Origin of the sequence: Snodgrassella sp. ESL0253 (assembly GCF_013344965.1) — a bacterium.
In the GTDB taxonomy this organism is placed as follows: domain Bacteria; phylum Pseudomonadota; class Gammaproteobacteria; order Burkholderiales; family Neisseriaceae; genus Snodgrassella; species Snodgrassella alvi_B.
The window spans coordinates 116,472-129,311 of sequence record NZ_JAAEDQ010000004.1; the positions used below are offsets into that span (position 1 = coordinate 116,472).

General features: G+C 45.0%; 13 protein-coding genes. 6 read left to right on the top strand and 7 right to left on the bottom strand.

Features of this window, described 5'->3' with window-relative positions; all coding sequences use genetic code 11:
- Window positions 1–55: 55 nt before the first annotated feature.
- From GYX26_RS04915 to GYX26_RS04935, 5 genes are read left to right on the top strand one after another with little or no spacing between them, the layout of a single operon-like run.
- Window positions 56–592 (top strand): septation protein A, encoded by a 537-nt coding sequence (locus tag GYX26_RS04915; protein ID WP_174828343.1) that lies wholly within the window; start codon window positions 56–58, stop codon window positions 590–592.
- The gene (locus tag GYX26_RS04920; RefSeq protein WP_174828344.1) at window positions 592–885 is read left to right on the top strand and encodes a YciI family protein; all 294 of its coding nucleotides are present in this window, start codon (window positions 592–594) and stop codon (window positions 883–885) included. Before GYX26_RS04915 ends, GYX26_RS04920 begins: the two co-directional genes overlap by 1 nt.
- A complete protein-coding gene (locus tag GYX26_RS04925; protein WP_100113615.1) occupies window positions 878–1,153 on the top strand; it encodes a BolA family transcriptional regulator in 276 nt (91 codons plus the stop codon). The genes GYX26_RS04920 and GYX26_RS04925 overlap by 8 nt, the downstream gene beginning before the upstream one ends.
- Before the next feature lie 31 nt (window positions 1,154–1,184).
- The gene (locus tag GYX26_RS04930) at window positions 1,185–2,051 is read left to right on the top strand and encodes a SurA N-terminal domain-containing protein (RefSeq protein WP_174828345.1); all 867 of its coding nucleotides are present in this window, start codon (window positions 1,185–1,187) and stop codon (window positions 2,049–2,051) included.
- Window positions 2,052–2,103: 52 nt separating this feature from the next.
- Window positions 2,104–2,862: a peptidyl-prolyl cis-trans isomerase gene (locus tag GYX26_RS04935; protein ID WP_100090771.1), complete on the top strand. Its 759-nt coding sequence runs from the start codon at window positions 2,104–2,106 to the stop codon at window positions 2,860–2,862.
- A gap of 131 nt (window positions 2,863–2,993) precedes the next feature.
- Here the strand turns inward: GYX26_RS04935 and GYX26_RS04940 are convergent, their stop codons facing one another.
- The 3 genes from GYX26_RS04940 to rlmD all read right to left on the bottom strand — a co-directional run bounded on the left by GYX26_RS04940 (window position 2,994) and on the right by rlmD (window position 5,790).
- Window positions 2,994–3,428 (bottom strand): GNAT family N-acetyltransferase, encoded by a 435-nt coding sequence (locus GYX26_RS04940; protein ID WP_174828346.1) that lies wholly within the window; start codon window positions 3,426–3,428, stop codon window positions 2,994–2,996.
- 291 nt (window positions 3,429–3,719) lie between these two features.
- A complete protein-coding gene (locus tag GYX26_RS04945) occupies window positions 3,720–4,295 on the bottom strand; it encodes a YceI family protein (protein WP_100090769.1) in 576 nt (191 codons plus the stop codon).
- 175 nt (window positions 4,296–4,470) lie between these two features.
- Window positions 4,471–5,790 carry a 23S rRNA (uracil(1939)-C(5))-methyltransferase RlmD gene (gene rlmD, locus GYX26_RS04950; protein WP_194240696.1) on the bottom strand — a complete coding sequence of 440 codons (1,320 nt, stop codon included), beginning with the start codon at window positions 5,788–5,790 and terminating at the stop codon, window positions 4,471–4,473.
- Between the two features lie 118 nt (window positions 5,791–5,908).
- Between rlmD and GYX26_RS04955 the strand changes: the two genes are divergently transcribed.
- Window positions 5,909–6,910: a L,D-transpeptidase gene (locus tag GYX26_RS04955; RefSeq protein WP_238791233.1), complete on the top strand. Its 1,002-nt coding sequence runs from the start codon at window positions 5,909–5,911 to the stop codon at window positions 6,908–6,910.
- A 36-nt stretch (window positions 6,911–6,946) separates the two neighbouring features.
- Here GYX26_RS04955 and GYX26_RS04960 read toward each other — a convergent pair whose 3' ends face one another.
- The 4 genes from GYX26_RS04960 to yccS all read right to left on the bottom strand — a co-directional run bounded on the left by GYX26_RS04960 (window position 6,947) and on the right by yccS (window position 12,798).
- Window positions 6,947–7,273, bottom strand: coding sequence for a GIY-YIG nuclease family protein (locus tag GYX26_RS04960; protein WP_174828347.1), 327 nt, complete (start codon window positions 7,271–7,273; stop codon window positions 6,947–6,949).
- 569 nt (window positions 7,274–7,842) lie between these two features.
- Window positions 7,843–8,790, bottom strand: a complete 948-nt coding sequence (locus GYX26_RS04965; RefSeq protein ID WP_174828348.1) for a hypothetical protein — start codon at window positions 8,788–8,790, stop codon at window positions 7,843–7,845.
- 111 nt (window positions 8,791–8,901) lie between these two features.
- Window positions 8,902–10,467 carry a glycine betaine/L-proline transporter ProP gene (gene proP / locus GYX26_RS04970; protein WP_174828349.1) on the bottom strand — a complete coding sequence of 522 codons (1,566 nt, stop codon included), beginning with the start codon at window positions 10,465–10,467 and terminating at the stop codon, window positions 8,902–8,904.
- Between the two features lie 198 nt (window positions 10,468–10,665).
- The gene (gene yccS, locus GYX26_RS04975) at window positions 10,666–12,798 is read right to left on the bottom strand and encodes a YccS family putative transporter (protein WP_174828350.1); all 2,133 of its coding nucleotides are present in this window, start codon (window positions 12,796–12,798) and stop codon (window positions 10,666–10,668) included.
- Window positions 12,799–12,840: the final 42 nt, after the last annotated feature.

The window sequence follows — 12,840 nt, forward strand, 5'->3', positions numbered from 1 at the left end:
ACTATTTCAAATCTTTATTAACCCAAACCAGAAAAACAGATATTAAGTCCTAATAATGAAAGCAGTATTTGAATTCTTGGTAGTCATTCTTTTCTTTGCTACCTACGTTTTAACCAAAAATATTATCCTTGCCACTGAAGTGGCTATTGTTGCCGGCATTATTCAGGCTGCATGGTGCCTGTTTAAATATCGTCGCCTGCAAACCATGCAGTGGGTCAGCCTGTTACTGGTTGTGGTAATGGGTGGTGCAACTATCTATCTCAAAGACCCACGCTTTATTAAATGGAAACCAACAGTCCTGTTCTGGATTATGTCCATTGGCCTGATGATTTCACATCTGTGCGATAAAAACGTACTGAAAAGTACGATTGGTAAAGAAATCAGCCTGCCCGAACCAGCATGGCGCAAACTCACTTGTGCATGGGTTATATTTTTACTCGCACTAGGTGCGCTCAACCTGTGGGTAGCTTTCAATTTTACCGAAGCACAGTGGGTTAATTTCAAACTTTTTGGCAGTACCACGATATTAGTTCTGTTTACAATCGGACAAACTGTATATATTAGCCAATACATTAAAAAGGATGAGTTGTAATGCTGTTTATGTTAATGGCCACTGATGCCGATAACAGTCACGAAGCACGTATTGAGGCACGGCCCAGACATCTGGCACGTTTACAGGAACTACAGGCACAAAACCGTTTGGTTTTGGCCGGCCCGAATCCGCTGCCAGATGATGACAGCCATTTTTCCGGCAGTTTGGTGATTGCAGACTTCGATTCCCTGGATGAAGCACAGGCATGGGCTGAACAGGATCCTTATGTAGATGCCGGGGTTTATGAAGAAATTCTGATTCGTCCCTTTAAAAAAGTCTTACCTAATGACTGATATTCAGACTACCATTCGCACACGCCTGCAACCGCTGGCACCACTGCAACTGGAACTGATAGACGACAGCCATTTACATGCAGGGCATAAAGGCCATCGTGGCGGCGGGCATTATCGCCTGCTGATTGTCAGCGATGCCTTTACCGGTTTATCGCGCCTGGCGCGGCAGCGCAAAGTTCATCAGCTACTTGAAGATTTATTCAGGGCAAATACCATTCATGCCTTAAGCATCAGGGCATATACCAACAGCGAATATTTAAGGCAATAATCCATTTCTATCCACTCAAAGAGAGATAACTATGAAAAAACAATTAATTGCAACCGCAATCTTGCTCGGATTAACCGGCATTGCCGCCGCCCAGACTGTAGTTACTGTTAATGGAACCAAAATTGACAGTAAAGAAATTGATAATCAGGTAGCTGTACTGGTTCAGGAAAGCCAGAATCAGATTCAGGACTCGCCCGAGTTGCGTAAAAGCATCACTAACCGTCTCATAACCCATACTTTGCTGATTCAGGCCGCAAAAAAACAGAATCTGGACAAAGATCCTGAATACTTGAATGCCTTGAGTCAGGCTGAAGCAGAAGCCAAACGTCTGGGCGATGATAAAAAGCCCGGTTTCAAGGAAGAATGGGCTTTCTTCAAAGACAATTTACTGACACAGGCCTATTTAGCCAACGTGGTTAAAAACAATCCGGTCAAACCTGAAGATGTACGTAATGCCTACAATGACATGGTGAAATACTACAGCGGTACTCAGGAAGTACAATTAGGTGAAATCCTCACTCGCGACGCAGACACCGCCAATAAAGCAATTGCTCAGTTACAGGCGAAAAAAAGCTTTGCTACAGTAGCCAAAGAGTACACCATTGACCCGGCTGGTCGTGAAAACGGCGGCATCCCTAAAGGCTATGTTGCCATCAAAGACCTACAGGAAAGTGCTCCTCCGGTTTTCAATGCTATTAAAGACCTGAAAAAAGGCCAGTACACCACAACACCAGTGCAAGGTAACGGCAATATTTACGCAGTGTTCTACATAAACGACAAGCGCAACATTAAACTGCCAACTCAAAAAGAAATGGAACCTATCCTGTCACGCCGCATGCAAAGCGCCTCAATGGCTCGTGCCATTGATCAACTTTACAAGAGTGCCAGTATTAAATAATAACTTTATTCTGACGATTATTAATCACGACAGAAAATAAGGAATACTTAACATGAAAAAAAGCATTACCTGGCTGGCTGGCTTAAGTATCATGTCCGCCGGGCTCGCTTTTGCCGATGCACCTAAAATTGACAATCAGCGTATTAACGTCATGCTCAAGCAGTTTGAGCGTCAGATGCAAGCCCAGCCGGGTGCTCCTGCGCCAAATAAAGCCGAGATTCAGAAAGAAATTACCGTTCGCCTGCAAACGGCTGAAATATTAAAAGCCGAAGCCATTAAGGCCGGGCTGGATAAACAGGCTGATACTCAGGCTGCATGGCAAAATGTACAGGCACAATTCTATGCGGCTCAATATGTAGAGCATCTGGCTGCCAGCATTGAAGTAAATGACAGTGATTTGCGCCGGCAATATGAGCAGGTTAGTCAGGAAATCAATTTACTGCCTATCGTTTTCCCAAGCAAAGAAGCCGCTGAAGAAGGTTTAACCAAGCTGAGAAAAGGTTTGGCTTATGAAACATTGCTCAAACAGGTTAACCCTGAAGCACCAGCCAGCAACTGGATGCTCCCGCAACAGCTGCCACCCGATTTTGCTCAGTTAGCTTCACAATTAAAAAACGGGCAGATTTCACCTAATGTCATCACCATTAACGGGCATCACATTCTGCTGAAACTGGCCGGTATGCGTCAGGCACCGAATGCTCCCGCTTTTGAGCAGATTAAAGACCAGTTGCGTGAACAAGCCAAACAGCAAAAAGTACAGGAGCAAATCAATCAGTTATTGCAAAAAAACGGCATTAATCTGAACGACTAGAATTTGCTGCCAAACACAACCGGTACAAACGTACCGGTTTTTATTTATGCGCTATACATAAACCACCCTGTCAACAAGCTACTGATACCACCATTAGCCTGCATTAACCCGATGTACTCTGTATCGTTCTATTACTGTGGCTGATACAACATATGCACATAGGGTATACCATCAGAAATATACGGCGCTCCCTGTATTTGAAAACCATGCCGCTGATAAAATTTAAGTACCTGACGATTTGCCTCTATTTTGATTGGATATTCGGCACAATTCTTCTGCGCATAATGCACAATTAGCTTAATCAGCTGATCCCCCAGTCCAGTACCACGAACACTCGGATGTGTTACAAACCGGCTAAAAGTAAAGTAAGTGCCGGCCAGAAACATACGCGCATAGGCCAGTATCTGCTCATCACGCTGGTAATAAACATGCCTGGCCTGTAAATCCCAATCATCCAGCTCATGGTAAATCCGCTGTTGCTCTACCATAAAAGTATCAATACGCAAGCGCGCAATACTATAAAAATCATGTGACGAAAGTTCATTAAATTTTCTGATGCACCACATAATCCCCTCCACAATTCCTGTTAACGGTACAAAATTGATTACTCAGGCCACTGCCCTAACCATACTATTCGAAATAAATTAATGAAAAACATTCGGATTCGTATCCTAACAATATCACAATATCTGCAAAAATAACTAAATAGAGAACATTATATCCAGCAAAACTATTCATCATCTTTATGTCTGTTGTCAGCATCATACCGAAATTTCAGCCAAAAAATAATCATACTGAACAGCAAAACGGATTATCTGCTAACGAAGCAGATAATCCGTGTAAAAAAACAATTAATTTTACTGTCTGACAGCCTCAATCTGGATATTCAGCTTAACATATCGGCTGGCCGGCATAGCTGTCAGATATTCATTAATTCCCCACTGTGAACGATCAATCACAGCCTCAAAATCACCACCACAAACCTGAGACTGATTCATCGGGCTTTTATAACAATTAAATTTGGTTGCCCGTAAAGTAACCGGATGTGTTTGGCCAACCATAGTTAACTGGCCACGTAAGGCTCTAACCTTACCCTCTTTATCAAAATTCCAATTATGAGACACAAAACGCAGAACCGGATACTGAGCAGCATTAAAAAAGAGCTTGCTTTGCAGATGCTTAGTGAACTCACTGCGACCGGTATCCAGAGTAGTGAGCGGAATGGTAATATCGACAGCACCGGTTTTCGTACCCGCATCATATTGCAACTCACCATTAAGATTATAAAAACCACCCACATTACTAGAGGTTGCAAAATGGTCGAGTGTAAAGCGCGCATTAGTATGCAACGGGTCAATCTTATAATTCGCAGCCACAGCTGGCACAGCGATGCCCAGCAAAGTTGCCATCAAAATACCGGCTAATCTGTTCATGAATAAACTCCTCTAAAACATTTATCTAATAGCAACTATATTAACGTGAATACCAAAGCAGCAAAATTCCGCAGAGTAAAAATATTATTTCCTCATAAGAAACAATATTCAGACATTCATGTATATTCTTAACCAGATAATCCAGCCTGTCTGACTGGCAAACAACCAATAACCTTTATCGCCAGTCAAATACCGCCATAGATTCAACATGCGCAGTCTGTGCAAACAGATTCATAATACCGCCGGCACGATACAGATAGCCACGCTTAACCAGCAAGCCAGCATCACGTGCCAGTGTTGCCGGATCACAGGAAACATAAACAATCCTGCCCGGCAGTTGCCGGTCTTCCAGCTCATTTAAAGCCAGAATTAAAGCCTGAGCACCAGCTCTTGGCGGGTCGAGCAGCCATTTATGCGCATAACCAAACCGTCGCAGACGCTGCCCGTTCATAGCAAAAAGATCAGCCTGCTGAAAACGAGCCAACTGCGCCAGCCCATTGCGTTGCGCATTACTACCGGCACGCTGACACATAGCTGCCATACCTTCCACACCAACCACTTCTGCCTGCATCCGTGCAACCGGCAAACTAAAATTACCCAGTCCGCAAAACCAGTCGATAATCCGCTCGCCAGCCTGAGGCTGCAACCACTGCATAGCACGCCGTACCATCAGCTCATTAGTAGCCTGATTTACCTGCGTAAAATCTTCAGGCTGATACGGAATCTCAAGCTGATATTCAGGTAAACCATAAGCCAGTACCGGTGTCGCCGATGCCGACTGCAAAGTAGTTGTCCGACCAGCCTGTAACCACCACTGCCATAGCCAGCCGCTTTGCTGTTGTAGCTGCGCCAGTAAGCCATCCACCTGCATCCGCATTTTCTGGCTTATCCCGCCGCAAATCTGCAAAGTAAGCGCAATAACCGCATTACCCTGATGCAGCATCATCCCTTCCACACTGCCTACAGGCCAGCTTTGCAATAAAGCTTTAATCGGCTTCAAAGCCTCAGACAGCGCCACCGGCAACACCAGACAGCCATCAATATCCACAATCGCATGCGTCTGTCTGGCCTGAAAACCCAGCTTTAACTGGCCATCTTCATACACAGCGCGCAAACGCACCCGTTCACGATAACGCCAGGGCAAACCATAAACTGGTGGCATCAGCTCATCTGGCTGTACCTTGCCCAAACGACGCATCTGATTCAGCCAGGCACGCTGTTTCAGCGCCACCTGCGTGGTAAACTCGATATGCTGACTATTACAGCCGCCACAACGCTCATAATATTCACAAGGCGGTTGTACACGCGCATTACCAGGCATCAGTACTCGGCTGATTCTGCCTTCAGTATAGGATTTTTTCACCCGCACTGGCTGCCACTCTACCACCTCACCCGGTAAAGCATCATCAATAAAAACCGCTTTACCGTCTACCCGGGCAACACCGCGCCCTTCCTGATTCCAGTCAATAACCTGTGCTGTAAACCGTTGTTCCAAATCGTAACCTCAAGCCGGAGAAATGGCCGTAAATAAACTTAACTACGTTTATTTTCTCACATTGCAGACAAATTACGTTATGATTATATTCATATTGCCATACCGGATTTTCAGAATAATGTTGAAACCAATACTTTGTGCACTCACTACCACCATCATATCAACAAGTGCATATGCTGCCATCCCAATGCCAGACTATGCTGTACCCGGTCAGGGGCAGCAGGTCATCCTGAATATTCCTCAACTACGGTTATTTTTGTTTCAGGACGGAAAATTAATCAAAACCTATCCGATAACAGTAGGCAAAGCGAGCACACAAACACCGCTGGGTGAATATAAAATTGGTGCCAAAGTCACCAATCCTACCTGGAGCGTACCACTCAGCATTCAGAAAGAAATGGCCGCAAGCGGTAAAACCGTACAAAAATCGGTACCGCCCGGCCCCAATAACCCGCTTGGCCCCGTATTTGTGCGCCTAGGCGCTCCTCGTCTAGGTTTGGGTATCCATGGCACCAACGTACCCAGCAGCGTACCCGGCGTACGTAGTCATGGCTGTGTTCGCTTACGCAGCCCGAATGCACTGGATTTTGCCGCTGCCGTACAAAGCGGTGCCGATGCCGCCGTAATTTACCAGCAGGCTTCCGTAAACACCGATGCACAAAACGACATCTGGATTGCCGTTTACCGAGACCCCTACAACAAACGCACTCTAAACAAAACACTATTAAACCAAAGCATTAGCTCATGGGCAGAGCAACACCAGCTACAAGTAGATCACAAGCGCTTAAACAACGCCCTGAATAAACCGGCCAACACCTTAATCTGCCTGACCTGTAGTAGCGGCAAAACCAAAGTTAGCGGCAATCTGAGCTCATTGCAATGGACCAGCGGTATCGGTGCAATTGTTGAATTGAAGTATATTGATACAACAGACAACAAACCAAAACAGGAAATTGCTCCTGAAAGCAGCAGTATTGAGGTTGATGAAGACGCAGACGAAGCACCCAAACAGAACATCACTCCGCTACATCCAGCCACCACACCAGCTAATCCCGAACGGCCTGCTCCAGCTAGCACCACGCCAGCCTCAGCCGATTCAGGTTTTGATGTACTGATGTAAGCCAACCCCATCTGGCTGTTTAATTGGTTCAAGAAATTAAGTCTGGGGTAAAAAATTCTCCAGCGATTGCCATAAAACAGCCTTGTCTGCTGCCTTGAGCCGCTTTAGCCGATATTCACATCGTGCTGCTGCGGCTTTAGTTATACCCTCACAAACCAGACGCATCTCAAGTGGCGGATACATACGCGTATACCGGGCACCACTCCCCGAACAGTGTGCCTGCCAGCGTTGTGCCGGCCGGTTAGTAATCCCGCAATAAAATGCACCATTAGCACAATACAGCAAATAAACCGCCCAACCAGCATCTGCCTGCGGCAAAGGGGGCAATGCAGCCAGAATAGATGCCGATAAAACCAATTTCATCGTACAGACTAACCAACTCTTAAAAATTTAGATAAAAATATTCATACCAAACAGCCTATCCATATCCGCAAGGAAAAATCGCAACCATACCGGCAATGCCTGATTTACCCATCATACAGAAACAGCTATCAAGCCGAAAACAACCCACATGTTTAAGTAGCATTACAGCAGATGGGACGTTTTCATTTATTCCCAAAATATTAAATATTTTGCATGAAATATAGTGGAAACCCAAATCACAGCCCTGACAGATAAATAGTATCGGCATATCTAATCAATATGCTGGCCTTGCTCCGTAAACAAACCGTAGCCACCGAATAACACCAGCATACCCCATGCTGCACCTGCTAATCCCATGAGCCGGGTATATTCTTTTCACAGTTTTATCAGCTCTGCCAGATTCATTTTTTATCCCCTACTCTTGTCAAACCGTATTGTAATCAGAAGCCACCAACATCTGACAAAGCTGGCTATATTTAGTGGCTTTTTACTATACTCAAAAATATTCAGAACTAAACTGGATTGCCGATAAATCAAGCGGCCTAATGATGAAAAAAGTACCTATTAATTTAATCATCTTTAGAATAAATAATTTTGGACTCAATGCCTTTAATTGCACTAGATGGTAAAATAAATCGCAAGGCCTCACTTTGCCCATTTTTGTCTTGCATTGTTCGTATCTCAAATAAAATCTGAGAACCAACACTAGCAAATAGAATATTCACATTATCTAAGTGACACAAATCAATACAATCTGGAATTGACTTTAAATGTAGACTTTTTTCTTTATCATTATTAAATTGGTTAATTCTAGTCTGTAATACATTCCTATAATTTTTATCTATATATAGCGTTACATTAGGTTGCCTAATACCACTTAAAATAAAAGAAAATTTAATTAAATTACCTCCAAACTGACCTACCACTAATGGAATTAATATCAACAACAACAAATACATAAAATTTCGTGATATTTTATCTTTATCTGATTCTTCTTTTTCTATATTTACAATTTTAAAAAATTTAGATCTAATTCTATTATCAGCAAAGAATTTTACGGAATATAATAGTAACATCAATGCTTGTACTAAAAAAATCTTCATTAAAGAAAAAATTTTTAGATCAATGCTAAATAGTATTATAAATGCTTGAGCTATTAGCCCATAAAGAAAAAATATGAGCATAATATCAACAGGCGGTAAATATTTTATTTTCAAATTTTTTATTTTAATTTTCTTAAATTTAACAATAAAAAAAATTTGTCTTATAAAGCATAGCAAATAAAATATTGATAGATTTGCCATATATAGCATTACGATAATTAATCCATATAAAATTCCAAAATTTATCGTCACCCATATAAACAACAAAGCACCGCTAATTGTTACGTCTTGAGGAAAAAAATGTATCTCTATACAGTAGATAACAACAATAAAAGCTCCTATAGCCGTGCCTAAAATACTAAATATTTTAAACAAATCTATAACAAATTCTGTAATCTCTTTATATTTTCTCATATCATCCCTTTTATAAATTATTTCTAAAAATCTTTACCAAAAAAACCACTAATATTAACCCAAACAGGCTAACATTAGTGGCTAAAATTTCAGCTAGGGATAACGAACTAATCACTCCATTTTCGGATGCAAATCAACATACTGCTGTTTGCGTTTTTCCAGCGCTTGTATCTGCTCCTGCAAGTTGGCGATGGCTGCATCAATATCATCCACACTCTGCTCAATATGCTCATACGTCTCAGCCAGCAACTCGCGTGCTTCCTTTTTATTCGAAGCCGAAGGAGATACACCACGTAATGGACGGTTAGCTGTTTCTTTCAGATAAATACCAGTAACAATCCCGATACCCCCCACCACCATCAGATAATAGGCCGGAATAAACAGATTGTTAGTGGCATCCACCAGTGCCGCGGCGATAGTCGGCGTTAAACCAGCAACAATAATCGCAATATTAAAAGCACTGGCCAGCGCACTGTAGCGGATACGCGTAGGAAACAGCGCCGGTAAAGTTGATGCCATCACCCCAGTAAAGCAATTCAGAATCAGTGCCAGAATAAACAGGCCAAGAAAAATCAGCCCTACCTTGCCACTGGTAATCAACTGAAAGCACGGAATGGCCAGAACCAGCAGCGCAACAGAACCACCGATAACAAACGGCTTGCGCCCGATTTTGTCACTCATAAAACCGATAATCGGCTGCATAAACATCATGCCAATCATAATCGCAATAATAATCAGCACACCGCGGTCTTCACCGTAATGCATATTGTGCGACAGATAGCTGGGCATATAGGTCAGCAGCATATAATAAGTAATATTAGTAGTTAATACCAGCCCCACACTTACCAGCAGCGTACGCCAGAAACGCCGCACAATTTCCGTAAACGAAACCCGCGGACGACTGCTCACCTCTTCCTGTTCTTCTTTTTCCATCATATCCAGATGTTTCTGGAATGCCGGTGTTTCCTCAGCAGCATGACGCAGATACAAGCCGAGCAAACCCAAAGGTGCGGCCAGAAAAAACGGAATGCGCCAGCCCCATGAGAGAAAATGCCCCGAACCCATGATATTTTCCAGCAAAACCACTATCCCTGCGCCCAGCACAAAGCCACATATCGAACCAAAATCCAGAAAACTGCCCAGAAAACCACGCTGGCGGTCGGGCGAATATTCCGCCACAAAAATCGCTGCACCAGTATATTCACCACCCACCGAAAACCCCTGCGCCAGCTTGCACAGCAGCAACAATACCGGCGCCCAGATGCCAATACTGTTATACGATGGTATCAGCCCAATACAGAAAGTACTGAGCGCCATAATAATAATCGTGGTCGACAATACCTTTTGCCGGCCGAAACGGTCACCAAGAATACCAAAAAACACCCCGCCCAGCGGACGCACCAGAAACGGTACAGAAAATGTACCCAATGCTGCAATCATCTGCACACTGGGAGAAGCAGACGGAAAAAACACCTGCCCCAGCGCATAAGCCACAAAACCATATACGCCAAAGTCAAACCATTCCATGGCATTACCCAGCGCAGCGGCAGAAATCGCCTTTCTAAGCTTAGTCTGGTCAATAATCGTAATGTCGTGTAACTCCAGTGTTCCATTCTGGGTAGGAATCAATGGCGGTACATGAGGAGAACCCTCATTCTGTTCATTCGGTGCTGTCATGGTAACCCTTTCATTATTAACATTGAAATGATTCTTTAAGATTATAACATGCAGCCACAAAGGTGCTTTATACTTGAATTTTAAAGAAAACTACCACCAGCATAATCGAAAAAGGGTTACATGCGCTACAATTATTTTATTTTAGGCAGACTTTTAAACCGCTCACTCAACAAGTCACTGTGCCATCATCCTGCCGGCTCAGGTACCAGTCAGTAAAGCCTGCCGATACAATGGTAGCTGTACATGAATCCGCTGCAATTGCCGCCATAACACCTTTCCCACCACATCATCATCCGGCTGTGGCTTGTGCACCTTTAATAGCTCGCCAACGGCCTCCCATTCAGCCTGAAACGCAGAATAATCAACGTTTTGCGTCATCATTTCTGCCAGCCTGCTGGCAATCGTACACCAGTGCTGTACCCGCTCAGGTGTCAACAGCGGCTGCACACGGTCTACCTGTACCCGAATCGCACCCAGTGCAGAAATACAGCTAAGCAGCACATAATTCAGTTGCAACAAAGCTTTACCTTCAACCAGATGCTGCCCGTAACGCCTTGGTTCCAGCGACATATCCGCCACAGTATTACTCAACATAGCGGCCAGCTCATGCGCATTGCGCCGCGCAGCACGATAAACCAAATCATCACAGTGCCCGTTCTGAAACTGTTGTGCCACCTGCCGCAGATAAGCAGCATCAGCGCACAAAGCACGTCTGGCAATCCGCCCCAGCGTCAGATAGCGCCAGTCCGGCCACAGGCACGATACCGCACACCACGCCAGCACCGAGCCCAGAATCGTATCCACAAAACGCGACAGCATGGCCGACTGCGTATCCATACCAATAATCGCAAAACCCACCAGTACCTGTACCGTAATAAAAAACGTAGAAAAACTATAACGGCGTAGCCTGAATGCGAAAAACAGCACCGTACTCACCACCACAATCACCAGCCGGCCTGCCAGCGTAGGCACAAAATACGGCAATACCGAGCCCACCAGCACACCAAGCAGCGTACCCATTATGCGCTGCTTCAAACGAGTCGTGGTTGCCGAATAGTTCGGCTGGCACACAATCACCCCAGTGAGCAAAATCCAGTAGCCCATCTTCAACTGGCCGCTTTCAACCACCATACAAATCACAGCCGTTAGAATCGCCAGCCGGATAGCATGGCGCATCACATTCGACTGCAAAGTAAAATGCGTCTTTAACGCCGGCAGAATATCGCGTATCCGGTCAACATCCTGCCCGGCAATCTGCATATCACCTGCCTCCTGTTTGACACCAGCAGCCTTTACCTGTTCCAGCCAGAGCAGTTGCTCATTAATCGTTAGAATATTCGCAATCAGCTGCTGCAAACCCGGCGTATCCTCATCCGTATCACATTCAGCACAATAACGTGCTACTGCCTGCTGCACCCCTTCACCAGCACGCTGGAGCACCATATTAAACACATAGGGCTTATCCTCATGCAGACACTCACTCATCTGCTGGCAAGCCTGTGCCTGCAACACAATCAGGCGCTGAATCCGGTAAATCAAATCCGAGTGCGCCAGCCTGTGCGCCAGCGCTGCATAATCCACATGGCGCGAACTGATCCGCTCATGAATATTCTGTGCTGTCAGATAGTATTGCAGCAGCGTACTGATACCACGCTGGCGGTGCTGCCGGCGCAAGCGGTAAAACAGTGCCGCACGGCAGCGGTTAAACCCGTCAATCACTGCCGTATTCTTCATTGCCAGCGCCAGCTCCCTTTCCGAGAGCAAATCTGCCTCATCAGGGTCAAAAAACTGTGCTTTCACCAGCATATAGTCTGCCAGTTTAGCAAAAGCACCGGCCAGATTGTCCTGTACCGGCCGGTTTGGAAACAACAGATGCAGCACCAGCGTACATATACTAAACAGACACGTACCACAAACCAGCATCAGCGGATTGGTATACCACGGCAAATGCGGCGAATAAGTCAGCACCGTATACAGCATCACCAGCAGCGTACCAAAGGCAATTGTCCGATAACGCGCATCAATTGCACCCATCATCGTCGTACTGAATGCCGCCCACACCATCAGCAATGAAAACGCCAGCGGATGCCCGAATGTCCACTGCACTGCCGTAGCAGCCAGCGAAAAATGCACCAGTGTAAAAAACAGATTGCGCAAACGGCCGGTGAATCCATCATCCAAATCCACCAGCCCGCCAGCAATAATCCCCAGAAACAGCGCCGTACTTTCTGCCGTATTACCCGTATACCATACCCACCATGCTGCCAGCACCATACTCAGCAGCATTGGTAAATTAGCCAGATAACCAGCACGCACCGGAATTACTCGCATCACACCGCCTCTAATCACCAGAAAATACCATTCAATTCATTT

What these genes read in the sequence shown, in the direction of transcription:
- GYX26_RS04915 (WP_174828343.1), top strand. Translation starts at nt 56, where the DNA reads ATGAAAGCAGTATTTGAATTCTTGGTAGTCATTCTTTTCTTTGCTACC.
- GYX26_RS04920 (WP_174828344.1), top strand. Translation starts at nt 592, where the DNA reads ATGCTGTTTATGTTAATGGCCACTGATGCCGATAACAGTCACGAAGCA.
- GYX26_RS04925 (WP_100113615.1), top strand. Translation starts at nt 878, where the DNA reads ATGACTGATATTCAGACTACCATTCGCACACGCCTGCAACCGCTGGCA.
- GYX26_RS04930 (WP_174828345.1), top strand. Translation starts at nt 1,185, where the DNA reads ATGAAAAAACAATTAATTGCAACCGCAATCTTGCTCGGATTAACCGGC.
- GYX26_RS04935 (WP_100090771.1), top strand. Translation starts at nt 2,104, where the DNA reads ATGAAAAAAAGCATTACCTGGCTGGCTGGCTTAAGTATCATGTCCGCC.
- GYX26_RS04940 (WP_174828346.1), bottom strand. Translation starts at nt 3,428, where the DNA reads ATGTGGTGCATCAGAAAATTTAATGAACTTTCGTCACATGATTTTTAT.
- GYX26_RS04945 (WP_100090769.1), bottom strand. Translation starts at nt 4,295, where the DNA reads ATGAACAGATTAGCCGGTATTTTGATGGCAACTTTGCTGGGCATCGCT.
- GYX26_RS04955 (WP_238791233.1), top strand. Translation starts at nt 5,909, where the DNA reads ATGTTGAAACCAATACTTTGTGCACTCACTACCACCATCATATCAACA.
- GYX26_RS04960 (WP_174828347.1), bottom strand. Translation starts at nt 7,273, where the DNA reads ATGAAATTGGTTTTATCGGCATCTATTCTGGCTGCATTGCCCCCTTTG.
- GYX26_RS04965 (WP_174828348.1), bottom strand. Translation starts at nt 8,790, where the DNA reads ATGAGAAAATATAAAGAGATTACAGAATTTGTTATAGATTTGTTTAAA.
- proP (WP_174828349.1), bottom strand. Translation starts at nt 10,467, where the DNA reads ATGACAGCACCGAATGAACAGAATGAGGGTTCTCCTCATGTACCGCCA.
- yccS (WP_174828350.1), bottom strand. Translation starts at nt 12,798, where the DNA reads ATGCGAGTAATTCCGGTGCGTGCTGGTTATCTGGCTAATTTACCAATG.